The organism is Georhizobium profundi (genome assembly GCF_003952725.1).
Taxonomy (GTDB): domain Bacteria; phylum Pseudomonadota; class Alphaproteobacteria; order Rhizobiales; family Rhizobiaceae; genus Georhizobium; species Georhizobium profundi.
The window spans coordinates 2,925,256-2,948,866 of the sequence record NZ_CP032509.1; the positions used below are offsets into that span (position 1 = coordinate 2,925,256).

The following is a 23,611-nucleotide window of genomic DNA, read 5'->3' on the forward strand; positions in this document are numbered from 1 at the left end:
TCATCGCTTTCTGTTGCGCTGGGCCGCGCGTTCGGCCCGAGCGAGAGCAGCCGCCACGAGGGCGCCGCTTTTTGCCCTTCCGTCACTCTGCGCCCGGACTGGCGCCCCGACCGGGCTGATCAGATCTTCGAGGTCCGGCTGCACCGGCGGCTCCATGGCAGCGATCCGCTCTGCGATCGCGTCCCACTGATCGTCGGTCCAGTAATTAACGCCGAGCCGGATCGCCGCCGCCTGCGCCTGGTTCATCATATCGAGCGCCTCGTTGCGCCGGCCGGATGGCAGCTTCCAGATGTAGCGGGCATGGCCGCTCCGCGTCTTTTCGGCGATGCGTATCTCGGATGTCGCCTGTTCGAAAAAGTCGTCGCCTAGACCGGCTGCAAACCCGATGAAGCCTGCCTGGGTCGGATCGTCCTTCCGGTAACTGCGATAGAGCCCCATCTTCATCACGGAGGCATTGAAGTTGAAAAAGCGCCGCGCCCACTTGTTCTTTTTAGGAGCGCCCTTGCGGTCGAATTCGCGAACCTGCGACAGCATGGGGGCCGTGTCGCGATTGTCACCACGCACCATGATCACTCGCGTGATCGGATGGCGCCGCACCCATTGCCAGACGTCTTCGGTGTAGGCGTTGCCGTCGATCGCAGTCAGGTCGACGGACCGCGCGATGCCGTTCTCGTCGAGCCATGTCCGCTTCAGGAGCTGATCGAGGGCGGCCCTCACTTCGGGCTCGGAGATGTGACCGCTGTGTTCGCGCCGCTCCGCGAGGTGGCTGCCTGCTCGGCTATCGATCACACCAAAATCGACGATCGCGCTTGTCCGGTTGCGGCCCCAGCCGCGGAGAAGCCATTCGACGCGATCGCCCTGGACGTCAATCCCGAGCGTGAGCACCAGCATATCGGCTGGCACCGTTCCGCGCGGCGTTCCCATCCGTTCGGCTCGGTCCCGCAGATCTTCCCAGGCGACGGCACGATTGTCGACCTCGAAAGGCAGACCGAGCCAGTCGTTCCAGAAAACCTGTTCGGCACCGGCCGACTTCTCCCGGTCGTCGGGCCCTCCGCTTTGCACTTTCACCCAGGCGCGAGCGAGCGCGTCCCAGGATTCGAGCGGCGAATAGGCGACCCAGATGTGGAAAGACCGGTGATATCGCGCCCGTTCCGGATACTTCGCCACCCAGTGCGCGCCGTTGGCCGGGTCCACCATCCAGACTCGATGGCGCTCGTGAATCTCGCAGCCGCAATGGATGCAGACGAAGTGCGCGGTCTCAGGTCGATCGGGATCGAGGTGATCCCGCATGTTTTCCCAGCGAAGTTCCTGTAGCTCCGAGCAATGCGGACAAGGGACGTGATACGCCTCTTCCGATCCCGTGCTGAAATTGCTGCTCACACGACAGCCAGGGGCGATCAACGGCGTCGAGATCTTGAAGACCTTGCGGTTGAAGAATGCCTTGGAGCGGCTGTCGGCTTGGGTCTCCGGATCCCCGGCCTCGTTCATCGCCCACTTGGCCAGATCGTCCTGGACTTGCTTTCGGGGCGAAATCATCGACAGGCCGGCTGGCGAGTTGGCACCGGCGGCCTGGATGGCGCCGCGCCCATCGACGCGTTCTTTATAGAGGATCGAATTGCCGCCATCGCGGCTCGTCTCGCTGAAGAGCGCCCGAATCGCATCGGTTTCGCGCACCAGCGGCATCAGCTTCGTCTTCGACCAGCGCGAGGCGTTCTCTTCAGTCGGGTGGACGTACAGGAAATCGCACGGATCCATGTCGATCGTGCCGAGCGTGAAGATGTTGGCGAGGATCGTGCCACCGACCTGTGCCGACTTGCGCAGTGTTACGATCGAGCATGGGTCGTCCGGTGCTAGCGCCTTCAGGATCTCCGAGAAGAACGGGAAGAGCGCCTCATTGTAGGGTCCGGGAAACGCAGATATGCGCTCTGAAAACACGATGTTGGCTTTTGCCCAGGTCAGATAGTCAACGGGCGGCGGCGGTTGGGTTGCGGCCGCGAGCGCCTCGTAAGCGATCCGGGCGGGATTGAAGAGCGCGGTCATGCAGCGGCTTCATCGTCGGCATCGGTCGATGCGGGATCTGCGACCAGCTCCGGTTCGCTGTCGGCCTGTGCACGAAACCTTGAGGCTGCCTCGACGCGCACGGAGCGAAAAGCTTTCTGCAGAGCGTGATGGACATCGCGTTGCGGCAGCGAGAACTGCTCTGCGAGCTCAGCCGCCATGTCTTGCAGTCCCCGCTCCATGACCTTGAAGGCCTCGCCGACCGCCTTGCCCATCTCGCGGCGCGCTGCTTCGGCCAGCATGTAACGGCCGCGCTCAAGTGCTTCCTGCCGCTCGGCCTGCGCAGTCTTGATGCGCATCTGTTTCAGCCGCTCGGCCGCGATGTCGTCGAGGGGCGGCTCAACGATCAGCGACGGCGACGCGGCGACTGGACGCCGCGCAGGAAGCTCAGCCTGCGCCAATCGCTCACCCGCTGAACTTGCTGGTTCGAAAAGCGTCCCGCGGAATGCTTGACCGTTGCCGCCGAGATGCTGCGACGGTTCAAGCGTCTTCTGAAGTTGTGCCCGCGCTGTCGGCAGATGGATGCGCGCTGCGCGTCCCTCACCCCTGAGAGCCGAGCCGAAGATCTTGCGCTCCGCGATGTACTGCGAGACGCGACCTGGCGAAACGCCGATCGCCGCCGCGAACTCGCCCTTCGTCACTATCTCAGCCGTCTCCAGGGCGGTCATGACTTTAGCGAACCCAACTCTTTAGGATTGGTCTTTAGGCTCTGACTTTAGGCTTTTGATTTCGCCTCAGACTGCTGACACCAAGCCGTCCGAAATCCCCGCGCGGCGAGTTTGGCCAGGAAGGACCCGCCGCTTTGTGCACCGCGGTTTTCGTCTTGTGTCAGTCACTTGGGCCGAGCGGCTGCCTGCCATCAGGCCTACCGCCTTGCTGTCGCCATTGCCCGATCGAAAGCCCGTGCGAAATGCTCGGCAAGGTTTGCCTCGGCATAACGTGCGACCACTTCGTGGAACTGCAGCAGCTTGCGATAAGCCCGAGCCGGCACGAACAGCAGCACTGGGAAGATTTTCTGGTTGCGTGGATCTCGCTGATAGACGCCCGGATAGAGCTGGGAGCCGCGCTTCGGCACAAAGAACCGCGCCTGCTTGTAGTTCCTGTTGCGCTTCAGAGATTGATCGGTGCGAGCCCGGGTCGCACCGGCCCCGCGATAGCCGACCTGAAGATCGGCCATGACCCGGTTGAGAAAACCCTGCGTGACGTTGCCGTAGCGATTCAGCGGCGTCTTTCCCGCAGGCACAGTGACACGGCCTTGAGGCATCATGCCGCGTGAAAGGAGTTGCTTCTCGAAACTCTTCAGCGATCGCATGCCGCCTTCGATTTGTGGGCCCAGAAAAGCCGCAGGAGGCAGCCCGCCCCGCGATCGGCTTCCATAAAGAACAACCGACGCTCGGAGATCTGTCTTCTGTGCCCGCTCATAGACCACACCGCGCTTGGAAAAAGGTGTCGGGCGGTCGAAGACGCGATCCATCTCCTGTTGAACGGCGACCCGCGCACCCTTCACCGTCTCGTTTAGCGCCAGCATCGTTGCGTAAGGCAGTTGCTGCCGTTCGATTGTCCCTATGCGCCTTACCAGCTGGCGCGTGTCGAATTTAACGGATGCTCCCTGCATCATGACAACCCGTGCGAGGACATTGAAGCTGATATCGATACAACTTACGGTGCTATTCATGGATGGTTTACATCCACTGACTAATGTTTCTCCGTCAGTGGGGGGCATGAGATGGGCGAATTCAATTTCACGATTAAATACGACAGTGGCGCGAAGGAGTTTGACGGCTTAGATCATTACTACGGAGCGCAATCCCTATTCGGTATTTCCCAAATCCTTCTGATTGGCTTTCACGCCTTCTTCAACAAAGACATCCTTACCCAAGCCCCTTCAGCCAAAGGTTTCCGCTTGGTGCTAGGAAAATCGAAGACGGGAAGCTGGGAGCAAGCAATCCAGCTAGTGATCACCGACCAAACCGTGATGCAGGTCGCGAACGATCTAGGAAAAAATGCACTTTACGACTTGCTTAAATGGGTGCTCCTGACCGGCGTCGGAGGCCGGTACGCTCTGAAGTACCGAAAATCTATAAAGAGAGCACGGGAGCTTGAGCGAGAAAATGACGACCTACAAGAAAAACTCGACGAGGCGCTAAGGCGGGCACATTCGCCCGTCAAGCATCAAGGCCTCAATGTACACGTCATGTCTGGCAGAACGACTCTTGTCACGTTCAACGAGTCAACGCTCAACTATTTAGAAACTGAATTAATAAGCGACGAAACGCAGATCGTCGACTGCGCTATCAGCCGATTTAACGCGCGTACTGGTACTGGTCGACTTATAAAAAGCCTCGACGCCGTCTCCGTTCCTTTTATGCCGATAGACCGACTTCCCCCTACACAGAATACCGCGTTGGCAGACAATCTGGGGCAAGTTGCGCGTGGTATATTTGCACCTACGAAGCTGCTCGTATCGGAAGTCACTGACAGTGCAGGTTATATTAAGCGCTATCGCCTTCATCGGGTAATTCGCAACTGATGTATGGCGAAAAACATGAGTGATCTAGCCGCAAATTCATGAAGAGACACAAGCCGCCATTGGCGCCAACCGCGTTTGGGTTGGCTGGGCGCACCAGGTGCTCGGCGATGAGGTTTGGCCTCGGTCGGGATCGGTCTAGCCGATGCCCTCAGTCGCTGCACGCAGATCGATGGTCGTCCTGATTGAGATTCGCTAATCGAGTCGCTTGATCAACGCAAGAGGCAGCCATGAAGGACACGCACGTCCGAGCACGTCGATCAGCACCAGTGCCGCATCCTTGTTCGAGCCAGCGCCCAACGCCTCGATACGCCCCTTGAACGAACCGAATGGCCCATCCTTGATGGCCACCGTCACGCCGATCTTGAAGGCCTTCGCATCTATAGGAACGCGGCCATAGTCGAACGCTCCTCCGGCTGCCAAGTCCTTGAAAGCCTCCATCTCTTTCAACCGAATGGGCATCGGCTGCTCACCCGCACCGACGATCCAGATCACGTCTTTGACGCCGCGAAGACCAGCAAAACAGGCAGCGCCAGGCACCACATGCACGAACACGAATCCGGTGATGACAGGTGCATCGACAGACGGCTTTTTCCGACCACGACAGCGCACCATCTTCCGCTTCCGCATAGGAATCCAGCTGTGGATATCCGCCTTGTCGAGCCGCTCCGCCACGTCCTTCTCATGCCCGTTCTGCACCACGAGTGCGTACCAGCGCCGCTCGCCGGGCTGGTGCCGGTTGGCCATCGTGAGGAAGCTGGCCTCGATCGAGCGAAGGTTGGCCGTCTTTTGCATCCTGCGCAGCGCTGCCTCGGCATCGGCGAATCCGGTCTCAAGCCGCTTCATCATCATCGTCCGCATCCCTCGTCTTCACTGCCTTCTCGAATTCCGCCATCGCCGCATCCGGGTCCTCGCCCGCCGGCATCCAGATCCAGTCCGGTCCATCCGGCAGCCATGGCCAGCCCCGCCGCTCATGGAGCGTGCGCCAGGCGTCCCACTCTGCCGAGCCGCTGCGCACCTTTTCGAAGCTGTCCGATAGCGCCAGCGCCGCCGCGCCCACCTGCCATCCGCGCCCCTGCGTTGCTTGAGAGTGCATCCGGTTCACCAGCGGCCAGCCATGCGTTGCGAGGTGCTGAAGCCGGTAGCGCTCGCCCTCGTCTCCGCCTCGCTCGATCATCGTCTGGATGAACAGCGAAGGCTTCGGCAGCGGCCCATGCGGCTTCAGAAGATCGATGAAGCGAAACGCGCCCCATGCCTTGCCAAAGGGTGCCGCCTGATCGCTTGGCGCATGGCCCTTCGCCGCCATCGCCGCCTTCTCCGCGCGCTCCAGGATCTTCGGGTCCAGCCCGTTCCAGAGCTTGTCGCGCAGATAGTTCGCGATCGGAATTGGCTGTTTCTTGCGCCGCTCGACGTCCCGCAGATAGGCGTCCCGCCACCGCTCGGCCTCAAGACGCTCGTCGGCCGTCAGCTTGGCGTATTGCCGCGCCACATGCCCAGGCGACGAGGTGTCCCAGTTCTTCCACGGACCAGCGTCGAAGCCCCGACCGTTGCAGAGCCGCATGACGCGCTTCTCGAAATCGGCCGTTCCCGGTCGATCGCATGTTTTCGGCTCATCGGCCTTCGATCTGTCGGCCTGGACGGTCTCGCCTTCGTCCTGCCCTTCCAGATCGGAATCGATCCCGCGCTCGCGCGCCTCTCTCTCTGAGGGGTCTTTGGAGGGGTAAGGAGGGGTTGGGTGACAATGGGAGTCACCCTTATCTTTCGCCGGTGTCACCCTTAGCGTGTCGCCGGTGTCACCCTTAGGCGCATCGTCGTCATCCGCTAAGGGTGACACCGTGTCACCCTTATTTGCAGGCGTCTGTGCGGAGACCGCATTCCAGCCGTCCGCCTCAATCCGCCGCAGCACGGTCAGGTCCATGGCATATTCGCGAGTAGATTTCGGGCCGCAGCCGCCGGCGCGCACGATCGCCAGCAGGCCGATATCGACCATCGTGGAAAGCTCGCGCTGCACCTGCCTTGTGGAGCATTGCGCCGCGCGCGCGATCGTGGCGACCGCCGGGAATATCCGGCTGCCATCGTCATCGCAGGCGTCAATCAGCTTGAGCAGGATCAGCTTGCGGCACGGCGTGCCCATGTCGCAGCCAAAGCCGAGCCCGAGGAGACGCGCACTCACAGCCCGCACCCGGCTTCACAGATCATGAGCATCCCCTGCCCACGTTCTTCATCAGTCGACAAATCAACCTGATCCAGTGGAACACGATCTCGGTGGAGATACTCGCGCTCGCGCATCCCAGGTGTCTCGCGGATGAGCCGGTCGATTTCGACAGCGTCAGCCCAAGCTTTCGGATCGTTGTCCCGAAGCCATCGCCACTCCGCATTCGTCTTGTAGGGGCAAAAGATGCAGGCGCTCTTGGGAGGGACGGGAAAATCGTGTGCTTGCAGCCAAGCAACACAGTCACGTCGGGACATGCGTTTTTCGAGAAGCGGATAGCGGTTCACTGTCCACGACGTGAATGCAGCGCCCGCACGAACAACCTCGTCGGTCGAGATCCCAATCCACACCTCACAGGAACCGGAGGGTATTCGCTGCCGAGGTCTAAAGCCGAGCAGTTCCCGCTGCTTCTTCTCCAGCGGCTCGATCTTGAACTCTCGGGTGCACTGCCTCTTCCCCTGGCCGCCGCGACCGCTTTTGCCGCCAGAAGTGAAGAAAGGCGCGCTGACAAATCGATCATTATTGATGACCCCGCGACCAGCAGATCGGTTGCGAATTCGGTCTGAGAGGCTGCCACCCCGGCTGACCCGATGTGTGCCCACGCGCCCATTGCTGTAGCGCTTGATCTGTCCATCGAGCCAATCGAGCTGCGCGTAGGTCGCATCGCTTTCGTCGCCGACATCGGCATGAATGATGTGATCAACCCACGGAAGCTCGCCAACGCACATCATCAGGATGAGCGTCGTCGACTGGATGCCGCCGCCGTTCGAAAGTACCCGAAGTTTCACACCATCGACTGGCCCCCAAGACCAGCCGCCGCGGCGGACCCGTGGGAGCTTTGCCGGCTTGGGTGATGAAAGCTCGAAAACAGTCGTCACAACGGCACCCCCTCTCGCCGCTCCGCATGAGGAAGCGACTTGCCGCCACCCGGAGGTTGCAATCTGAGAGAAAGACGGCAATCTCGGCCGGTAACGGGGGAGAGAGCTTTATGGCTTGGGGCTTTGTGCGCGGTCAGAAATACAACCGCCGACAGGATATCCATGCTCGCTTTGGCGGCCAGCAGCAGGGCGGCATCATTACACCCGCCAATCACAACGTCATCTTCATCATGACAGGAAAGCGCGGCGCCGAGTACGGCTACGACGACATCCATTATGATGACGGCCGGATCGACTATTTCGGCGAGGGACAGGTAGGCGAAATGCAGATGGTCCGCGGAAACTTGGCGCTGGCTGAGCACGTCGCAAATGGCAAAGATCTTCTCTGGTTCGAAAAGGCCTATCCCGAGCGCTCGATCACTTACATGGGGCAATACATCTGCGCGGGCTGGCGCCGAGGTCAGTCGAAGGACCGCGACGACGCTAAGCGCTCGGCGATTATCTTTGAATTGCACCCAATCGAAAACGTTGTCGAAGCGGCGGAGACGATAGAGCTGCCAATTGGCAACATGGACGAGCTTCGTCGCCGCGCGTTCGAGGCAGCGAGCCTGTCCGGAGTTCGCGGGCAAAGCATGCGTACAATTTATCAGCGATCCGCCGATGTTCGAGCCTACGTGCTCGCACGCGCAAACGGCGACTGTGAGGGCTGTAGCCAACCCGCCCCATTCATGCGCCGAGACGGCTCGCCGTACTTGGAGCCACACCATCTGAGAAGAGCAAGTGATGGTGGTCCCGACCATCCTCGTTTCGTGATCGCTCTTTGCCCGAATTGCCATACTCGAACGCATCACGGCGAAGACGGCGCGATCTACAATGCGGCGCTTCTGAAGCGTATGCCGCAGATTGAGCCTTAATGGTGCACGAGAGGAAAAGGCGGCCCTCGAAGCTCCTTTGATAATCATTGGCTGCATGAAACCGCGCCCCCTGTCGTCGCGGGCGCCCGGTCCCGCTTGTCCCGCACCGCGGCGAGCGAAAGCCGCGCGCCGAGAAGTGCTCTGTCTGTTGAAAAGCCGAGTTCGCCATATTCGCTGCGCGTCCGGCGAAGCGCGGAGATCTCGACTGCGAGCCAGTCGAGGCCGGGCTGAAACTTCAGGCGCTCCAGCTCCGCGCGGATCTGCAGCTCGCGCTTGAGCAGGATCTCCAGCGGCATCCGAAGCAGCATGTCCGCCCGTGCCCCGTCGCTGGCAGCGTCGCGCAGGCCTTCGATGATCGGCAGAAGGTCATCCATCGGAACCGCCCTCGCCTGCCTCGAAGCCCCAGAACGACCAGCTGCCATTGCGGCGCACGTCGTCCGGCGCGAGCGATGCCTCACGCTGGAAAAGCTCCAGCTTGCGCATGTCGGGATAGAGCCGCTCGATCATCTCCGCGAAGAAGCGCGGCTTGGCCGAGTGCCGGCCCGTCTTTTCCGCATGGACGGAAGCCGCCTGCGTGCCCGGCAGCGGCGCCGGAAAATCGCCGCGCTTGCCGATCAGCAGCAGCTCGTGCCGGTCCCGCACCCACCGCCCCATGCCGATGTCGATCTTGTCCCAGATCATGCAGGTGACGAAGTCGAAGCCCCATGCGCGCAGAACGTCGACCCCGTCATCGGTTCGGTTCGCCGTTACCCAGAGAAAGCACACCGCATCGCGCGTCGCCGGCGAGGTCTTTCCGACGCAGAGCTCCTTGATCGCGTCGAGATCCATGGCCGGGTACATCAGCCCCCGGTCCTGCCCGGTCTCATCCGACCACGCTTCCTGTTCCCAGGCCGGGTCGGCATACAGGATCGGATAAGCCGCGACCGGCATCGTGCCGGCCTGGACGGTTCCGCGCGCGGCGATTTCGTTGATCAGGTCGGTTCGAACCCGCCGCCCATGCTCACGTTGGCGATCGCGAATCGACTTGGCGGTCGCCATCAGCTCGCGGGCGTTGTCCGGCTCGGGCAGGAAAGCCGTGCGGATCGGCTTTCGCGCCGGCTGCACGACGCCGTCGCGCCCCTCGACTTCCTCATGGTGGGGAATTTCCCCACCAGCGACGAGGCTCTTGCGCACCTTCGCCACGGTCTTGTGATCGACGGCCAGCATCTGCGCGATCGCGCGCGACGAGATCGAAGGCGTGTCCCGCAGCTGGTCCGCGATCAGGTCGCGCTTCTGGGCTGCCGTGAGGTGCCGCCGCGAAACGTTCAGCTCGCGCGCCAGCGTCCGCTTCTCTTCCTCCGCAAGCCCCTTGCGCACGAAACGCGGCCAGTCGACGAGGCCGAGGCTCTCGCAGATCGCCACGCGGTTATGCCCGTCGAGGATGTTGCCATCCTCGTCATATTCGACCGGTACGAGCACGCCATGCGCGACGATCGAGGCTTTGAGCGCGGCGCGGTCATCGTCGGAAAGTGGCGGGAGGAGCTGATACTTCATCAGCCGTGCTCCGGCATCATGCCGAGCGCGACGAGATAGGTGTCGAGAATCGCCTCTTGCTCGGCCCGCTCGTCCGGATCGAGCTTGCGCAACGCGATCACCCGCCGAAGCGCCTTGGTGTCGAAACCGCAGCCCTTCGCCTCGGAATAGACAACCTTGATGTCGTCGGCGATCGCCTTCTTTTCTTCCTCGAGCCGTTCGATCCGTTCGACGAACGCCCGCAGCTGGTCGCGCGCAACCCCGTTCGTGTAAGGCGATGGCGCCTCGCGCTGCACAGCCTCCACCGCGTCGACTGCCTCTTTGAGCTGCGACAGCGTCGCCGGCGGCGTCTCGGTGCCGTGCGGCAGCGTTATCGTCACAGTCATCTCGGAATCATCGGCAGCAGCCGCCGCCTTGCCGCGCTTCGCCTTGGCCGGTTTAGAAGCGGACGCTTTCGGATTGCGCGGGCTGAAAGGATCGTAATCGGCCATCACGCACCCCCCTCGTCGGCGATCGGCGTGTCAGCCTCTGCAAACGACCGCTGTCGGAGCTGCCGGCACACGGCCTCTGCGATCTCACGGCCTGTCATGCGCCAGACCATCTCGCAGATCATGGAGTGTCGGGTTGCCCGCGAGCCGACCGAAACCGAATGCCGCCGAGCTTCGTCGCAAAGCTCCTCGCGCCAGAGCAGTCCGAGAAGGGCGCTGGCTCGGGGCTGCAAACGGACATCCTTGAAAGGATCGAAAGCTCTCGACCAGTACTGAGGGATTGGCGTCGGATAGCGCCAGCAGTGCCGCCGCCGTCTGTAGACGCCGAGAAAAGCCGGGTGATTGAGATCGATCTCCGAGGGTGAACCATCGCTCATCCATGGCTCACGGTACTCTGCGAAATGCTTTTCATGTGCCGCGACGAAGACGAAGTGGCAGCACTTGCTGAAGGCGTCCCACTGCTCGTCGAGCCGCTTCAGCGTGTCTTTCTCGGATTTGATCTCGACGCCGATGATCGCTTGGCGAGTGACCGCCGCGACATCGATTCTGTTCGATCCCGTCCCGGCTACGTTGAGCTCGTGGACGATCCGCGCCGTCGGAAACAATTCCCGCAGTCGGCTCACGACAAAGTCGCGCAGTTCGCGTTCCGCTGATGATCCGGCCATCACACCTCGCCCCGCCGGTAATCGCGCCACTTGTCGAGGATGCGCACCACAGTCGCTTCCGTGACGCCCAGCTTCTGGGCGATCTCAGCCGTGTCCCACTCGGCGCGCGCATGCAGCAGCAGGCAGGCACCGACGATCGCGTCGAGATCCGCATCGGTATGAATGGCGCCCTTCTCGCGCGCGCAGACCGCTGCGAACGCCATGTCGAAGAGCAGGCCGCACCAGGCGGAGATCGAGTAGCCGCGCGCCTGCGCTTGGGTGTCCAGCACGGCCTTTGCCCGCGCCGTCACGCTCACCTGCACACCGACCATATTCTGAAAGGGCGCAGCCATCGTTACGCCCCCGCTTGTCCGTCGCGTGCCCGAGCCCGGGCAGCATGGTGAGCGCAGTATGGACGGTTGAGCTTCAGCTCGCCGGCGTCGCGGTCCGCCACTGGCAGGCCGCAGAACCGATGTTCATCGGCAGCCACCTGATGACCGCTCACCGGGAAGTGGCAGGCAAAGCCTCCCAACTGCGCAAGGCTGATGTCCTTCGCCAGCCGTTCGGCATCCAGGCCGGCTGCCGACGCCTTGACGGCAGGCGCCAGATCATCCTTCAGCTTGACGGCCTTCGGACCGCGCGGCGTTTCGGGCGCCTCACGCTTGCCGAGCTGGATACGGGTGCCCGGTCCGCCATGGCCACCGGGCTCGCGCGGCGAAGGCACACCCATGCGGTTGAGCTTGCCGATCACGGCGTTGCGGCTCACTCCAAGGCGTTGCGCGATGAGCCCGCAGCTCATACCCTCGCGGCGCAGATCTCTGGCGGTTTCCGCCATGCTGCTGGTCCAATCAACCATTGCTCGCACAGCCTCCGATGAAGAGGCCGCCGGGCAACCGGTCGGCGACAGGATTGACCGCGCAGAAGCGGCTGGCGAAATCGATCGTGTCGACATGACGATCCAGCGGCGAAAGGGCTGAAGAACCGGCCTCGACATCCAGCCGCGCGGCGTCGTCCAACGGCCGGTCGACAGGCGGACGCCTGTAGAGCCCCGGCCGCCGCTGATTGATCCGGGCCGCGCTCATCGCTCGTCACCCACGACGCGCAGCACTTTGGCGCGAGAAAGCACCGTGCGCAGATCCGCCACGCTGTTTTCCATTGATGCGGCGGCGCGGTCCATTTCGGTCGCTTCCGCCGGCGTCAGCTTGCCGTCGGCGAGAGCACGCGCACCGACCTGCATCAGCTCCCCTGCCCGCGAAATCGTTTCGGCGTGGGCGGAAAGCGCGCAGGAGCTTGCGCCGCCAGCGTCCAGCTCGTCGGGGTCGGCCAGCCGCCGCCCGCCAATGCCCGCGAGCACGGAAGTGATCAGCGGTTGCCCGCATTCAGCTTCAAGCATCAGCAACGCTGGGATGGTCACCAGGTCCGGATCGCCGGCATTGTTCCAGCGGCCGACCTGGCTGCGCGAGACCGATGTCACCTCGGAAGCGCGGTCGATCCCGCCGCAACGCTTGATCAGGTCGCGCTGTGCCGCCTTCAGCCGGTGGAACCAGGCATCGGAGAACGGCGCTTTCGTCAGTTCGCTCATGATGTGCCCTCGTCTAGGCACACGAAATCCCGCGCCGGGATTATCCGGCGTGAAATCCCGTGGTGGGATTGTTCGGCAAATGGTGAATTCAGCTCACGCGAACGCCATCAGGGGCCGCGCAACGAAGGGGGTGCAGATGCAGACGCAAAGCTGGTTGCAGCGGCCGGATTCGAACCGACGATCTTCTGGGTATGAACCAGATGGGATGACCACTTCCCCACGCTGTGGAAACGAAGGAGGCTCATTCGGCAACCTCGCTGGTCGAGTTTTCGATCTCAGCGCAAATTCGATTGTATGTGTCGATGCTGATCGACTTCCCGCGACGAAGGCGAGACAGCAGTTTTCCATCGTTCACCACCTTCTTTCCAAAGGTGGTTTCCGCGACGCCAGTCTCACGACAGTGGCGCTCAATGCTCTCGATTATCGACTGGACGCTGATCATGGCCGCAGAACTTGATGGGCAAAAACCCATTTGTCAATGGGCTATAACCCAAGTGATCAACCGCACATCGTTGGGATATATCCCAAGCATGGAAGCTGAATGGAAAAAACGCGTACGCGCAGCCCTTGATGCCAAGGGGTTGAACATGAAACAGGCGTCGCTGGCTGCCGGTCGGGGCGAAACATTTGTGCGCGATCTACTTCAACGCGATCGGGCGCCGTCGATCGAGAATTTTTTAGCTCTTGCGAAAATTGTGGATCGCCCGGTCTCCTACCTGTTAGGCGAAGAGGGAACGGCATTTGAGCCGGGCCTTCGCCGTGTGGAAGTTGCCGCTCACGTGCAAGCAGGCCATTTTGCCGAGAGCTGGGAATGGGAAGAGACAGATCGCTATGCGGTCATGGTGCCAGATCTTCCTGAATTGCGGAATCTGAGGCTTTACGCCGCCGAGACCCGCGGGCCATCGATGAATCGGCGCTATGCCGAGAAGACAGTTATCGTCTTCAATAGCGTCATCGAAGCTCATGAAGAGCCTATTCCGGGCAAGCGTTATGTCGTTGAGAGAAAGCGACCAGGCGGCGAAGCAGAGCACACCGTGAAGCTGCTCCAGGCTGATGCCGACGGCAATCTGTGGCTGATGCCGGAGTCGGAAGATCCTCGCTTCCAGGCGCCCATCTCGGTGAATGACGGCACGGACACCGAGGACGTCGTCACGATCATCGGTCGCGTCGTCTTTGCTGTCACCCGAGAATAATCCACGCCAGACCATCAAATTACTTGGGGCTGATTCGCCATCGCGCCTTATGGGCGAGGCCGCATTCTTGTAAAATGGGTTTTTGCCCATTGACAAAATGGGAAATTGCCCATTATTGTCCGCCCGTTCCCCTCCCTGCGGAACGGCCGCGCGGCCCCTCGCTCTCCTCCCAAGGTAAGCCGCGCGGTCTCCTCGTTTCAGGAGACTGCGATGATCCGTAATCAGTATCGCCCAGCTGCACAGCCGCAGGGCCGAACTCCTCGCCAGTCGTGCGGCCAAAAGCGCTGCATGGCAGCGATCAAGAAGGGCATCACGCACCGCCTTGCCGATCGCATGAGGCTGCTTGATGCTTCTGGCATCACGGTGACTCGTGAGACGCTGGCTGGTTTTGAAAACTGCTCGGTCGCGCTGATCGCCCGCTTCGAGAACGACGCGAAAGCTATAGCGCGACGCGCTTCCGTGCGGAGTGTCGTGCGATGAAGGCGCGCTTCCCCAGCACAAGCTTTTCTCTAGTCGACGCCTGCCTCGGCGACATCGAGCATCCTGTTCGCCGCCCGGCCAATGACGAGGCGCTTCCGCCCATGGTCGTGCCGACCGAAGAGGGCAAGCAGCTGGCCGCGATGCAGACCAAGAGCATCACCGACGCCGTCCTCGTCACGATCCTTGTCGGCGCCATCTTCGCGATCGGCTTCGCGATGGGCCAGCTCACGCAGCAGACAATCATGGACGCGCGCGCCTACGAGCTGGAGCGCCGCGTCTAATCAGTTTCCCAATCGCGATTTGTGGGGAAGGTCTTATTCTCATGCGCGCAAAAGTTTCGGGAGAAGTGCTCCCAACGCGAGATTTGCAGCCGAGGCTTTGTTGCTCCGAGCAAGGCACCGGTCGCTTGATTATCAGCCACCGCATCGAGCGCTCGCATCACAGGCGGCTCATCGCCGGCGATACGCGTGAGTTTTGCTCGCCAGTTGGCACAATCGGCCTGTTGCGGATCCAACGCACATTCGATGTCGGCCATGAGCTCGAAGTATCGGCGTTGCAGAGTTTCGTGGAGGCGCGCCCTTCCGGAGAAGTCGAACACGAGCTGCAGCGCGCCGATCAGGGCGATGGTGGCACCGAGAAGCAATGCGCCGAAATCGCTCCCCCGCACCACTTCAGCGGCCGTTCCCGTGCCGCCAAGAATGACAAGAAGATTGAAACAGCGGGATACGCCTTCGAGCCAGCGGCGCCGTGCAAGATGATAGTTGGCATTTCGCAGCGCTGTGTGTCGCAACTGGAATGCTTCGTCTGTCATGTCCGGTACAGCATCAACCGCTTGGCTCATCTTCGTCATTTCTTCGTTGGTTTCGGAGGGGGCTGGTTCCCATGGGAGCGCGTCACATCGCTTTTGACGCCGCTATTGCCGACGGACGGTTTGGGCACATTGGCCCCTTTGTCGCCAGAGCCGCGGTTTCCCGGAGTTTTTGCCATTTCGATCGTCTCCTCGTGGTTGCTTCACCTGGGGATGCTAGGCCCGGCTCCGAGCTCCTACTCGGTTCCGGGCCGCCAATCTGCGCATGATTCGGTGGAGTTCCAAAGGTGTTGAGCAACCATCAAGTGCAAAGCACCCGGACTGTGCAGGGGAAAACTTCGGACGCGCGACGGCTACGAGCCATCGAAGCCCGCATGGGCGACGGCTGCGCTCTCACCCTTGTCGTCGAGAAAGACCGCAGCCTGTCCTTGGAAGGCGTGGATCCAACGACCCGCGAGAGTGGCCGCATAGCCGTTCTAGACCAGCACGTCGGCCACGGCCTTGCCGAGTTCCTTGCCCGTGCCCATGATGACATATGGTTTCTCGTCGGACTCGTCAGGCGGGCCGCCGACCGCATCAAGCGGCTCGAGCGAGAGATTGGTTGGTATCGCAACACGCTTGAATTGGCAGGTCAATCATTGACCCCGCCGGCGGACCTTCACGCGCATCGCGATACCAGCCCGAACGCGCACGCGGCACCCGAGCCGCGGCCAGACGACAATCGGCACCGAAACTACGCCGCCGACGCGTCGATGAAGTGCAGCGAAGCCGCCTTCCAGCAATTCCTGTCCGAGCTGATGGAGAAGCCCTGCCCCAACGCCGGAGCAGCCGCCGAGCTTCTGCGCTGGGCGCTCTCCATCACCAGCCGCAAACACCTGAACACTGACGAAGCCGCGGCCGCCCGCTGGCGCGATCTGCGAGCCCGATTCGAAGCATGGAGACGCGCGGCATGAGCATCACCCGCCACGACAAGCGCATGCAGATCACCTGCGATGACTGCCCCGCAGCCTATCCCAACACCTACGCTGAGGAAGACTTCCGCGTGATGGTCGCCGATGCCAAAGCAGCGGGTTGGATCGTCCGGAAAATCCCGGCCGCAGGCGCCGCCGGCCACGATCGCGACACGAGCGACCTCTTCGGCAAGCCGCCGCGCATCGCCGGCGGCGCGAAATCCGAGTCCTACACCCACACCTGCCCTACTTGCGGCAGCGCCGACCGGCGCGGCCAGCTTGTATAGGAGGCCAACATGGGTATCAGGTTTCTGGTCGATCCACGCGATGTGCCGCCGGAAAAGGCAGCGCGCCGACTGGGGCTCGAGCTGGAGCAATTCGAACAGCTCCTGCCCCGATTACTCTCGCGTGGCTTCCCTCCCTCTGACCCTGATACGGGCAACTTTGATCTGGACGCGATCGACGAATGGCGTGCGCGTCGCCATCGCAGGGGCTTGCCACCGGTCGAGGCCCATGCGCAGGATTCTGGCCTTGTGAGAGCCAGGCTGGAGCGAATGGGTGGGTAAGATCAAGATCCCTTACTATTCGGTGAAGAAGGGTCGCGGCTACTGGCAGCCGACGCCTACGATGAAGGCCGCCGGCTTCACCATCATCCGCTGCGGTCCCGACGGGCCGGCTGCCTGGAAAATCGCCCAGGACTGGAACGAGCGCTGGCAGCGCCACCGGCAGGGCCGCGCGCAGGACGCACAGCCGAGGTGGCCAGCAAACTCGATCGGCGATGCCTTCGACCGCTACCGTCGGACCGACGAATGGACAGCGAAGAAGCCACGGACGCGCGAAGAGTGGGAACGGGCATGGGCGAGGATCGAGCCGGTGTTCGGCGATCTATCGCCGACGAGCCCCGAAATCTCGCTTGAGACGCTGTCGCAGTTTCGGCGCCTGATCATGAACAACGTGTCGCTGCGCGAGGCGCATCGCACCATCAAGATCTGGCGTGCTCTCTGGCGGATCTGCGCGGCCTTCAATATCTGCGGCGGCAAGAACGATCCATCGCTCGGCATCCGCAACGTCGCGCCCGCGCCCCGGAAGGCATCGTGGCGCCACTGGGAAGCTGTCTGGCTTGCCAAGCGCGCCTGGCGGTTGGGCTACCACGGCATGGCCGTCGCAATCGCCCTCGCCTGGGACACGCAGTTCTCACCGGTGGATCTTAGACGCCTGACGATGGCAGATTTAAATGGCGCAAAGGCCAGTCGCCACTTCGACCTTGCACGTGCAAAGTCTGGCCGCGACGTGATCGGCACCATGGGCCGGCGCACGCTCGCGTTGCTCGATGCCTATTTGGCGAAATACCCCGCCGAGGTCGGCACCATCCTCCGCAATCGTTCAGGCGCGCCCTATTCTCGCTTCACGATGCCAGATGATTTCGCAGTAGTCCGGGAAACCTGCTTTCCAGGTGATCGTCGGACATTGGCCGACATGCGGCGGTCTGGGGCGATCGAAGCAAACATCGGCGGCGCCGATCCCGCTACCCTTTCGGCCAAGATGGGCAACACGATCTCGACTTCGAACGCGTTGCACAAGACTTATCAACCAGTTGATTTGACAGCAGTGCGGCAGGCGGATGCAGCCAGACGAAAGGGTCGTTCACTCTTGAGGGGGAACTAGTAAATGGCTGCACACCGTGCTTTCGCATTCCCGTGTCCGGAGGAGTATCTCGTGGACAGTGACACCGGTAACATCAGAACTTACCCTGATCCTATTGTAGTCAATGGACAGCCGTTCCCTTAAGGACCTCAAGGACAAGTCTTGCCCAACCACTTTTCCATCATCATCGACAAGTCGGTCCTACAGAGTTTGACTGGACGCGAGTCAAAGTGGCTGTTCCACCACTTCCGCGTAAACATGCCGCCTATTCTGTTCGCCGAGATCCTTGGCGATCTAAATAAAACTGACCGGAAAAAACTAAGTACGGGGACCGGGATCGGCGATGTGCGAATGCTATCGTCGAAGATTGAAGCAGCCTTTATCGATCTAAACGCAGAAGCGCATGGGCTTTTGACCGCTGAACTGCATGGGGCGAGCTTCCCATTGGATGGCCGTCCTGTTCTCGAAAACGCTCAGCGGATTATGGATCCTCGTGGCGGATACGGCATTTACGTCGATCAAACACCGATGCAACATGTAGTTGATCGTTGGAGCGTCGGCGATTTTAAAGGTATGGAAGAGGCCTTTTCGAAAGTTTGGCGTCAGGATTTAAATAATATCCAGCTCGAAAAGGTCATTCACTCGACCAAGCACCTCCGCGTCAAGACCATTATTACCCCTGCTGCTGTTTCGGAACTCGTCAATAACATTCTTTTCAAGCCCAACCAAAATCACGCGAACCTCCTGCTCTGGATGGAACTATTGGGAATTCCCGATACTTGGCGCAAGCAAGTGGTCTCCAAGTGGAAAACACGACGGCGGCCGCCGGCGAGTGAATTTGTCCCCTACACCGCATACATCGCTAAACTCGAGCTGTTCTTCTATCTAGCGGTGGCACATCACGTGGTGTCAACACGCGCTACCAATCGAATTGACATCGACTATTTCAAATACCTTCCGTTCACGCGAATTTTTGCTAGCGGCGATAAAATTCACTCGGAACTCTTCCCCGTCTTCGCGCGTGATAACCAAGTTTTCATATGGAGAGACGATTTGAAGGCAGCTCTGTGTCAGATGGCTGATCACTACGATGGCCTTTCTGAGAAGGAACGGTCTCAAGGCAGCATGACATACGCTGACTATCCTCCGGTTCACATGGATAACGCCATTACCAAAGCCTATGACCAGATTATCCCAAGATGGCGGGAAGGCGCGAACCAGCCCAAGGCGCCACGCGATCCTTTACGTGATAAGCAGATTATGGAGCGCCTTAAGCCAATGTTGGATGCCATCAAGGCTCACGAACGAAAGAGTGCCCGCTGAAGCAGACAGTGGGCTGAGACGGCTTGAGACCGCCTAGGACAAATTGATGGATGAGATCCAATCTGGCGACGTGATCGCTTGTCGGGAGCAGAAAACCGGACAATCTGGTATTCTTCACATCGAAGATGATCGCATCTGGGTCGAATTTATCAGTTTTGAGAAAACTCCCTCGATAGAGGTTGAGGACGTCATCCATCTCCATACGGCGAAGGGTTGGGTCGTTTCGCTTTTTAACAATGTAGACTTCAGCCCTTCGATACCATCTTGGCGTCGAGGTGATGTTGGTTTCGTTTACCGTCAGCGCGTTGTCTCAAATCTCGCGCTCGCCGGTGAAACCGCGTGGATTGACGATAACTTTGCTCGGTCAGTGTTTTTTCGCTTGCAACCTGACTGCGATTTCTTGTGGTCGAAAGACAAGGCCACCTCAATTGCTGAGACAGCAGAAGATTCGTCCCCTGAGCGAACGATATTTGAGATGTCCATTCCAGGAGGCAAATTGAGCCTCACCTTTTCGCTGGATAGGGATCGGATCAGAGGAAAATGGAACCCGGTTGAGCCAGGCTTTTTGATTGAGTTTCACGAAGGATTGGATCCGACAGACTGCTTGAAAAAAGTCTGGTTTCTGGAGAGCCTGTTTTCCTTACTGAGTTGGCGAAATGTTGAAAGCATAGCCATCTCAATGAGACTGATCGGAGCGGAAGAGCGGAGTTACTCGCACCGCGTGCTCTCCGTTGGCATGTTCGATAAGCACCGCCCCCCCGCCTCGAAAGAAATCAGGCATACGCCGATCTCCGCGGATGACCCCGTGGAACGTGACGCCATGCGAGCCGTGATATTGGCCTGGTTTGAAAAAGAGGAGATTTGGAAGGACTGTGCCGGATTGATGCGTCGCGCACAAACGAAGCTTACCAGCGTGTCTGCGGAAAGGGCGCTCGATGCGTGCCGATGGTATGAACTGCTTGAACGCACATCAGGAGCTGAAACTGCCGCGCCAGAAGGAATGAGCGGCGTCATCGAAGCCGCTGTATTAGAAGCCCAGGAACGCGGACTGGACGACTATGTCGCGTGGATAAGATCACGCTTAAGCGGCATCAGGGGTGAACCGAAAAAAGTAAAGTTTCTGCGGCTTATAGCCGACGCGAACGAATGGCTTGAGCGTAAGTTTTTTGACGAAGTGAGCGTCGAGATGTTGGCGGGTGCTTACAAAGCGCGGCATGCGACGGGACACGGCGCGATGCGTCCGATGACCGACAGCGATATCCGGAATTTGTGGGGCGATATACTGGCGATTGAGGCTCTATGCGCGGCTCGCATGATGGCCCACCTTCCTTTCTCAGCGCGAGGGATGGGCCTGCTTGATATGCATCCACTGTTCAAAGCCTTCAGAGAACTACAGCGAGAACGGTCCCAGCAGAGATAAGGTCATCAATGACTCCAATTGCAATGCTGTCATCTCAAAGCTAATCGAAACGCGCGCCGAATAGCCCTCCACCAGGTAAGTCAGAAAGTTCGGTTTCTAGTACAAAATCGCTGAAATCTGCTCCAGATTCTCGTTGAGCCCTATCAAGCTCATCCGAATTTAACAGTGCGATGTATTGGATCTCCGTTTCCGCTGAAATCTGCGCTGCAATCTGCAACGACTTGGCAAATTGCCGACCATCAACAGGCTCGAAAAGGTGGCTATCGTGCAGTAAGAAGCCTGGCCCAATTCCTCGACGCTGTGCCAGCAATGCTATCGTTAAATCGAAGCAAAATATCTCCATACTCATTACGCCCGCGCTCTGGTCGAATGGCGTACTCGGTAAAAAGCGCAGCCCGTCATCTGTAGCGGAGATCGCAAGTGAGCCCGGCTGTTCGTAAAGGCTCTCTGAAATTTGCGAAAAGGTCGTACTCGCCAGTTCGACAATGGCCGATCGCTCGCGTCGGTCCTGACGGAGCGCTCGGATTGCGTCATCGAGATCGGCTTCAGTCTGTTCTATGCTCACTTCGAGTTTTCTTGCATCCTCGAGGCGCCCCTTTAGCTGACGCAGCTCTCCTTCACGATCAGAGAGTTCGTCGCGCAATTGTAACAACTGATCCGCTGGACCACTCGCTCTCAGGGCTTTAGTGATGTCACGGCGACGTTCTTCAACGGCCTCCCTGAGGGGTTCACGCTCGTCGATTCTGCGGCGAGCTGATGAAATCTCAGTTTGAAGATGTGACTTGCGGTTTGCTACGAGCTGCTCGTGAAAGCGTCGGACCTCCGCATATCGACCTCCAACAAGATCTGGAAATATTATCTCCGCCTCCGCAAATAGTCTCGTTAGATCTGGCAGCTCAGATAGCGACTCCGATTCAAGTGATCTTATATTGACGTCGATTGACTCAGCATCAAGAATGTCATCATCAGAAAGGTCGCGAAATCGTTGGTTAAGTATGACCAGCTCTGTTTCCAACTCGCGAAAAGCCGGCAGAACATTGAAAGATTCGATTCGCGTGTTCAGGCGATCCCGTCCCAGTTTTACCGCTGCAATCTGCGCTTCCAGCTGAGCTTCAAGATCAGCCTGTTTCGTCCCAGGCGCGGCGGCCTTGTCAAGATCCGCCAATGCCCTCTGCGCAGTCTTCAGTTTTTTGATCGCGGCCTTGCTATAGTGCAACTGACGCACAAGTTCAGTATCTAAGCCGAACAGTTCTGCCAACGTTGTCTCAGACGATGCGCTAGTTTGAGAGCGAAATGTTCGAATGGGATCTTCCAACCCACCATCGCGCTTGCGGCGCGCGAAAAAGCTAATCAGCTGTCGATACGAGGTCCCTCCGGCGCCTTTCTTGCCCGTCCAGCCAAACCAAGCCTCTCCTAGGTGCTTGCACCAAAGCGAATTGGTGATGCGTGATTGAAGGATTGAGGACCCAGCGATCGCCACCTGCGTTGCATCCGAAGCCCTCCTTGTGACGGCAAGTCGCTCAGGTCCGACGTCAAGTTCCAGTGTAAAATTCCAGTCCTTGACTACGGATGATTTGAGCGCTCCTTCGGTTTGTCCCCCTAGAAGGAAATGAACAATATCTAAGACACTGGATTTACCAGCACCGTTTCTACTCCTTCGCTTTGCAGACGAATCTGAACCTTCGTGCCGCGAAGCCAAAATAATGTTGAGCCCTGGCTTAAACGCTAATGTCTTGAATTGTGCCCTATCCGACGAGAGACGATGTAGCATCTAGCGCACCGCCCGCTTACGCCGAAGCAGCCCGTCGTCGCCTAACTGGACCAGTTGCATAAGATAGAGCAGATCGATGGCCAGAATGAACCAACTGTAAGCAATCGGACTGGACTGTTGTTGCAACCTAAACTCGTCCCAAATTCCCGAGATCGTTCGTGGAACACCCAATCCATCGAATATCCTACCTGCAAGCGTTAGCAGGGCCCGGTCAGGGGTGATGTTTTTTGTGGGGAGGATCATTCTTGGGCTCCCTCGGGAGGTATTTCAAATATCTGACAGGTCACGAAAAAGTGCGTCACTATAGCCAGCGCTGCTGCGTCCCGATCCGACTCGCCAGAGTTACCGCCGGCAAAGCTTAACATTTCCGCAAATATCTTTTCAGGCTCGAGTGCTTCAGCGACACATTCGCCATAACGCGATCTGAATCCCTCCGCCATCCGCTCGGATTCCTCGGGGTCAGCTTGCTCAGCCAAATAGTTTCTAACCTTCGGGACTCCAGCTTGGCCAATGGACAAAAAATGTCGGGTTGAATCCGGAAGCAAATTGAACCGAACCTTTTTTGCCAATGAAGCTGATATCGGTATCGGCTCCATGCGATCGATCGATATCGCTTTCTTCAACGTAGCCAAGGCGCGACCCAGGTTGGCATAAGTGATCTTTGCCATGTCCACTGTACGTGGCGCGCGACCGTACAATGCAGCGCGTTCAGGCGCCGGAAGCGACCTGATCAGGTCAATGATATCAGAGCGGTTAAATGCGCCCGCCGCGACCTTCAACACCTCTGATAAATTTGCAATGCTGCGAACAATCTCGGATGGAACTCGATCGCGGAAGAGGTTAACGACAAATTTCCACTCCCGTAATGTATCTCCCCAGTGCCCACTCGCTCCTTTGAAGTCCTCGTCAATTTTTCTGAGGGCTTCAGCGACTGCTACCTGGCCATAACGGGGTCCGTAACACTGGTAGACTGTTCCCGTTGATCGACGAAATCCATCGCATTTCAGATCGCCTCGCGAACCCATTGGGATAGTCGGCGTAAAATCCTCCTTCCAGGCAGATTTGGCGATCTCTTGGAAGCGCGTTTCAAAGGCGTCGCCTTCCAGATCCTTAAGCTCGCATTCCGCTCTAAGCTTTTGCCACTCCCAATCAAATTCGCTCATGTGGTCATTTTGCCCAGCCAGCCCGCATTTTAACGAAAGAGATC

At 59.5% G+C, this 23,611-nt stretch carries 29 protein-coding genes, 1 tRNA gene and 1 pseudogene; 11 read left to right on the plus strand and 20 right to left on the minus strand.

The genetic code is table 11. The annotated features are described in order from the left end of the window. The 3 genes from D5400_RS14030 to D5400_RS14040 all read right to left on the minus strand — a co-directional run bounded on the left by D5400_RS14030 (position 1) and on the right by D5400_RS14040 (position 3,673). Positions 1-2,040: a phage terminase large subunit family protein gene (locus D5400_RS14030; RefSeq protein WP_126010582.1), complete on the minus strand. Its 2,040-nt coding sequence runs from the start codon at positions 2,038-2,040 to the stop codon at positions 1-3. Beyond that, the gene (locus tag D5400_RS14035) at positions 2,037-2,726 is read right to left on the minus strand and encodes a hypothetical protein (protein ID WP_126010583.1); all 690 of its coding nucleotides are present in this window, start codon (positions 2,724-2,726) and stop codon (positions 2,037-2,039) included. Before D5400_RS14035 ends, D5400_RS14030 begins: the two co-directional genes overlap by 4 nt. Positions 2,727-2,923: 197 nt before the next feature. Continuing rightward, positions 2,924-3,673 (minus strand): hypothetical protein, encoded by a 750-nt coding sequence (locus tag D5400_RS14040; protein ID WP_126013300.1) that lies wholly within the window; start codon positions 3,671-3,673, stop codon positions 2,924-2,926. Positions 3,674-3,784: 111 nt separating this feature from the next. On the opposite strand from D5400_RS14040, the gene D5400_RS14045 reads away from it, so the two are divergent. Continuing rightward, the gene (locus tag D5400_RS14045) at positions 3,785-4,588 is read left to right on the plus strand and encodes a DUF7946 domain-containing protein (RefSeq protein WP_126010584.1); all 804 of its coding nucleotides are present in this window, start codon (positions 3,785-3,787) and stop codon (positions 4,586-4,588) included. A gap of 192 nt (positions 4,589-4,780) precedes the next feature. Here D5400_RS14045 and nusG read toward each other — a convergent pair whose 3' ends face one another. Genes nusG through D5400_RS14060 form a run of 3 tightly spaced genes read right to left on the minus strand, consistent with a single transcriptional unit; the run spans position 4,781 to position 7,675 of the window. Then, on the minus strand, positions 4,781-5,437 hold the full coding sequence (nusG, locus tag D5400_RS14050; RefSeq protein WP_164527896.1) for a transcription termination/antitermination protein NusG: 657 nt from the start codon (positions 5,435-5,437) through the stop codon (positions 4,781-4,783). After that, on the minus strand, positions 5,418-6,758 hold the full coding sequence (locus D5400_RS14055) for a helix-turn-helix domain-containing protein (protein ID WP_126010586.1): 1,341 nt from the start codon (positions 6,756-6,758) through the stop codon (positions 5,418-5,420). Before D5400_RS14055 ends, nusG begins: the two co-directional genes overlap by 20 nt. Further along, the gene (locus D5400_RS14060; RefSeq protein ID WP_126010587.1) at positions 6,755-7,675 is read right to left on the minus strand and encodes a hypothetical protein; all 921 of its coding nucleotides are present in this window, start codon (positions 7,673-7,675) and stop codon (positions 6,755-6,757) included. Before D5400_RS14060 ends, D5400_RS14055 begins: the two co-directional genes overlap by 4 nt. A 110-nt stretch (positions 7,676-7,785) precedes the next feature. On the opposite strand from D5400_RS14060, the gene D5400_RS14065 reads away from it, so the two are divergent. Then, positions 7,786-8,589: an HNH endonuclease gene (locus D5400_RS14065; RefSeq protein ID WP_126010588.1), complete on the plus strand. Its 804-nt coding sequence runs from the start codon at positions 7,786-7,788 to the stop codon at positions 8,587-8,589. Positions 8,590-8,633: 44 nt separating this feature from the next. On the opposite strand, the gene D5400_RS14070 is transcribed toward D5400_RS14065, so the two are convergent. The 10 genes and pseudogenes from D5400_RS14070 to D5400_RS21870 form a co-directional block, all read right to left on the minus strand. After that, positions 8,634-8,963, minus strand: a complete 330-nt coding sequence (locus D5400_RS14070; protein ID WP_126010589.1) for a hypothetical protein — start codon at positions 8,961-8,963, stop codon at positions 8,634-8,636. After that, on the minus strand, positions 8,956-10,122 hold the full coding sequence (locus D5400_RS14075) for an MT-A70 family methyltransferase (protein ID WP_126010590.1): 1,167 nt from the start codon (positions 10,120-10,122) through the stop codon (positions 8,956-8,958). Before D5400_RS14075 ends, D5400_RS14070 begins: the two co-directional genes overlap by 8 nt. Then, positions 10,122-10,397: a DUF2312 domain-containing protein gene (locus D5400_RS21580; RefSeq protein ID WP_245451561.1), complete on the minus strand. Its 276-nt coding sequence runs from the start codon at positions 10,395-10,397 to the stop codon at positions 10,122-10,124. Before D5400_RS21580 ends, D5400_RS14075 begins: the two co-directional genes overlap by 1 nt. A gap of 194 nt (positions 10,398-10,591) precedes the next feature. After that, the gene (locus D5400_RS14085) at positions 10,592-11,254 is read right to left on the minus strand and encodes a hypothetical protein (protein ID WP_126010591.1); all 663 of its coding nucleotides are present in this window, start codon (positions 11,252-11,254) and stop codon (positions 10,592-10,594) included. Continuing rightward, the gene (locus tag D5400_RS14090) at positions 11,254-11,586 is read right to left on the minus strand and encodes a helix-turn-helix domain-containing protein (RefSeq protein ID WP_126010592.1); all 333 of its coding nucleotides are present in this window, start codon (positions 11,584-11,586) and stop codon (positions 11,254-11,256) included. The genes D5400_RS14085 and D5400_RS14090 overlap by 1 nt, the downstream gene beginning before the upstream one ends. A gap of 2 nt (positions 11,587-11,588) precedes the next feature. Continuing rightward, entirely contained in the window at positions 11,589-12,089 is a 501-nt protein-coding gene (locus tag D5400_RS14095; RefSeq protein ID WP_164527898.1) for a GcrA family cell cycle regulator, read from the minus strand. Next, entirely contained in the window at positions 12,082-12,315 is a 234-nt protein-coding gene (locus D5400_RS21200) for a hypothetical protein (protein WP_164527899.1), read from the minus strand. The genes D5400_RS14095 and D5400_RS21200 overlap by 8 nt, the downstream gene beginning before the upstream one ends. After that, positions 12,312-12,815: a hypothetical protein gene (locus D5400_RS14100; protein WP_126010594.1), complete on the minus strand. Its 504-nt coding sequence runs from the start codon at positions 12,813-12,815 to the stop codon at positions 12,312-12,314. Before D5400_RS14100 ends, D5400_RS21200 begins: the two co-directional genes overlap by 4 nt. Before the next feature lie 151 nt (positions 12,816-12,966). After that, positions 12,967-13,042: transfer RNA gene (locus D5400_RS14105), tRNA-Met, on the minus strand. Between the two features lie 32 nt (positions 13,043-13,074). After that, positions 13,075-13,257, minus strand: a pseudogene (locus tag D5400_RS21870) (hypothetical protein); the annotation flags it as partial. A 145-nt stretch (positions 13,258-13,402) separates the two neighbouring features. Between D5400_RS21870 and D5400_RS14110 the strand changes: the two are divergent. The 3 genes from D5400_RS14110 to D5400_RS14120 all read left to right on the plus strand — a co-directional run bounded on the left by D5400_RS14110 (position 13,403) and on the right by D5400_RS14120 (position 14,769). Next, positions 13,403-14,008 carry a S24 family peptidase gene (locus tag D5400_RS14110; RefSeq protein WP_425364930.1) on the plus strand — a complete coding sequence of 202 codons (606 nt, stop codon included), beginning with the start codon at positions 13,403-13,405 and terminating at the stop codon, positions 14,006-14,008. Positions 14,009-14,296: 288 nt separating this feature from the next. Continuing rightward, a complete protein-coding gene (locus tag D5400_RS14115) occupies positions 14,297-14,488 on the plus strand; it encodes a hypothetical protein (RefSeq protein WP_126010596.1) in 192 nt (63 codons plus the stop codon). Then, positions 14,485-14,769 carry a hypothetical protein gene (locus D5400_RS14120; RefSeq protein ID WP_126010597.1) on the plus strand — a complete coding sequence of 95 codons (285 nt, stop codon included), beginning with the start codon at positions 14,485-14,487 and terminating at the stop codon, positions 14,767-14,769. Before D5400_RS14115 ends, D5400_RS14120 begins: the two co-directional genes overlap by 4 nt. On the opposite strand, the gene D5400_RS14125 is transcribed toward D5400_RS14120, so the two are convergent. Beyond that, positions 14,766-15,329, minus strand: coding sequence for a hypothetical protein (locus D5400_RS14125; RefSeq protein ID WP_126010598.1), 564 nt, complete (start codon positions 15,327-15,329; stop codon positions 14,766-14,768). The genes D5400_RS14120 and D5400_RS14125 overlap by 4 nt on opposite strands. Positions 15,330-15,670: 341 nt before the next feature. On the opposite strand from D5400_RS14125, the gene D5400_RS14130 reads away from it, so the two are divergent. The 6 genes from D5400_RS14130 to D5400_RS14155 all read left to right on the plus strand — a co-directional run bounded on the left by D5400_RS14130 (position 15,671) and on the right by D5400_RS14155 (position 20,633). Next, on the plus strand, positions 15,671-16,249 hold the full coding sequence (locus D5400_RS14130) for a hypothetical protein (protein WP_126010599.1): 579 nt from the start codon (positions 15,671-15,673) through the stop codon (positions 16,247-16,249). After that, on the plus strand, positions 16,246-16,533 hold the full coding sequence (locus D5400_RS14135; RefSeq protein ID WP_126010600.1) for a hypothetical protein: 288 nt from the start codon (positions 16,246-16,248) through the stop codon (positions 16,531-16,533). Before D5400_RS14130 ends, D5400_RS14135 begins: the two co-directional genes overlap by 4 nt. 9 nt (positions 16,534-16,542) lie before the next feature. Then, positions 16,543-16,812 (plus strand): hypothetical protein, encoded by a 270-nt coding sequence (locus D5400_RS14140; protein WP_126010601.1) that lies wholly within the window; start codon positions 16,543-16,545, stop codon positions 16,810-16,812. Then, positions 16,805-17,911 (plus strand): hypothetical protein, encoded by a 1,107-nt coding sequence (locus D5400_RS14145; protein WP_126010602.1) that lies wholly within the window; start codon positions 16,805-16,807, stop codon positions 17,909-17,911. The genes D5400_RS14140 and D5400_RS14145 overlap by 8 nt, the downstream gene beginning before the upstream one ends. Positions 17,912-18,052: 141 nt before the next feature. Next, on the plus strand, positions 18,053-19,213 hold the full coding sequence (locus tag D5400_RS14150) for a hypothetical protein (RefSeq protein ID WP_126010603.1): 1,161 nt from the start codon (positions 18,053-18,055) through the stop codon (positions 19,211-19,213). Positions 19,214-19,259: 46 nt separating this feature from the next. Next, the gene (locus tag D5400_RS14155) at positions 19,260-20,633 is read left to right on the plus strand and encodes a hypothetical protein (protein ID WP_126010604.1); all 1,374 of its coding nucleotides are present in this window, start codon (positions 19,260-19,262) and stop codon (positions 20,631-20,633) included. A 40-nt stretch (positions 20,634-20,673) separates the two neighbouring features. On the opposite strand, the gene D5400_RS14160 is transcribed toward D5400_RS14155, so the two are convergent. From D5400_RS14160 to D5400_RS14170, 3 genes are read right to left on the minus strand one after another with little or no spacing between them, the layout of a single operon-like run. Beyond that, positions 20,674-22,404: a DUF2326 domain-containing protein gene (locus D5400_RS14160; protein ID WP_126010605.1), complete on the minus strand. Its 1,731-nt coding sequence runs from the start codon at positions 22,402-22,404 to the stop codon at positions 20,674-20,676. Then, positions 22,405-22,647 (minus strand): ABC-three component system middle component 6, encoded by a 243-nt coding sequence (locus D5400_RS14165; RefSeq protein ID WP_126010606.1) that lies wholly within the window; start codon positions 22,645-22,647, stop codon positions 22,405-22,407. Then, a complete protein-coding gene (locus D5400_RS14170) occupies positions 22,644-23,567 on the minus strand; it encodes an ABC-three component system protein (protein WP_126010607.1) in 924 nt (307 codons plus the stop codon). The genes D5400_RS14165 and D5400_RS14170 overlap by 4 nt, the downstream gene beginning before the upstream one ends. Positions 23,568-23,611: the final 44 nt, after the last annotated feature.

Bases quoted from the DNA above. Each gene is read 5' to 3' on its own strand.
- D5400_RS14030 (WP_126010582.1), bottom strand. From the start codon at position 2,040: ATGACCGCGCTCTTCAATCCCGCCCGGATCGCTTACGAGGCGCTCGCG.
- D5400_RS14035 (WP_126010583.1), bottom strand. From the start codon at position 2,726: ATGACCGCCCTGGAGACGGCTGAGATAGTGACGAAGGGCGAGTTCGCG.
- D5400_RS14040 (WP_126013300.1), bottom strand. From the start codon at position 3,673: ATGCAGGGAGCATCCGTTAAATTCGACACGCGCCAGCTGGTAAGGCGC.
- D5400_RS14045 (WP_126010584.1), top strand. From the start codon at position 3,785: ATGGGCGAATTCAATTTCACGATTAAATACGACAGTGGCGCGAAGGAG.
- nusG (WP_164527896.1), bottom strand. From the start codon at position 5,437: ATGATGATGAAGCGGCTTGAGACCGGATTCGCCGATGCCGAGGCAGCG.
- D5400_RS14065 (WP_126010588.1), top strand. From the start codon at position 7,786: ATGGCTTGGGGCTTTGTGCGCGGTCAGAAATACAACCGCCGACAGGAT.
- D5400_RS14070 (WP_126010589.1), bottom strand. From the start codon at position 8,963: ATGGATGACCTTCTGCCGATCATCGAAGGCCTGCGCGACGCTGCCAGC.
- D5400_RS14075 (WP_126010590.1), bottom strand. From the start codon at position 10,122: ATGAAGTATCAGCTCCTCCCGCCACTTTCCGACGATGACCGCGCCGCG.
- D5400_RS14085 (WP_126010591.1), bottom strand. From the start codon at position 11,254: ATGGCCGGATCATCAGCGGAACGCGAACTGCGCGACTTTGTCGTGAGC.
- D5400_RS14090 (WP_126010592.1), bottom strand. From the start codon at position 11,586: ATGGCTGCGCCCTTTCAGAATATGGTCGGTGTGCAGGTGAGCGTGACG.
- D5400_RS14095 (WP_164527898.1), bottom strand. From the start codon at position 12,089: ATGGTTGATTGGACCAGCAGCATGGCGGAAACCGCCAGAGATCTGCGC.
- D5400_RS21200 (WP_164527899.1), bottom strand. From the start codon at position 12,315: ATGAGCGCGGCCCGGATCAATCAGCGGCGGCCGGGGCTCTACAGGCGT.
- D5400_RS14100 (WP_126010594.1), bottom strand. From the start codon at position 12,815: ATGAGCGAACTGACGAAAGCGCCGTTCTCCGATGCCTGGTTCCACCGG.
- D5400_RS14110 (WP_425364930.1), top strand. From the start codon at position 13,403: ATGAAACAGGCGTCGCTGGCTGCCGGTCGGGGCGAAACATTTGTGCGC.
- D5400_RS14115 (WP_126010596.1), top strand. From the start codon at position 14,297: ATGGCAGCGATCAAGAAGGGCATCACGCACCGCCTTGCCGATCGCATG.
- D5400_RS14120 (WP_126010597.1), top strand. From the start codon at position 14,485: ATGAAGGCGCGCTTCCCCAGCACAAGCTTTTCTCTAGTCGACGCCTGC.
- D5400_RS14125 (WP_126010598.1), bottom strand. From the start codon at position 15,329: ATGAGCCAAGCGGTTGATGCTGTACCGGACATGACAGACGAAGCATTC.
- D5400_RS14130 (WP_126010599.1), top strand. From the start codon at position 15,671: ATGGGCGACGGCTGCGCTCTCACCCTTGTCGTCGAGAAAGACCGCAGC.
- D5400_RS14135 (WP_126010600.1), top strand. From the start codon at position 16,246: ATGAGCATCACCCGCCACGACAAGCGCATGCAGATCACCTGCGATGAC.
- D5400_RS14140 (WP_126010601.1), top strand. From the start codon at position 16,543: ATGGGTATCAGGTTTCTGGTCGATCCACGCGATGTGCCGCCGGAAAAG.
- D5400_RS14155 (WP_126010604.1), top strand. From the start codon at position 19,260: ATGGATGAGATCCAATCTGGCGACGTGATCGCTTGTCGGGAGCAGAAA.
- D5400_RS14160 (WP_126010605.1), bottom strand. From the start codon at position 22,404: ATGCTACATCGTCTCTCGTCGGATAGGGCACAATTCAAGACATTAGCG.
- D5400_RS14165 (WP_126010606.1), bottom strand. From the start codon at position 22,647: ATGATCCTCCCCACAAAAAACATCACCCCTGACCGGGCCCTGCTAACG.
- D5400_RS14170 (WP_126010607.1), bottom strand. From the start codon at position 23,567: ATGAGCGAATTTGATTGGGAGTGGCAAAAGCTTAGAGCGGAATGCGAG.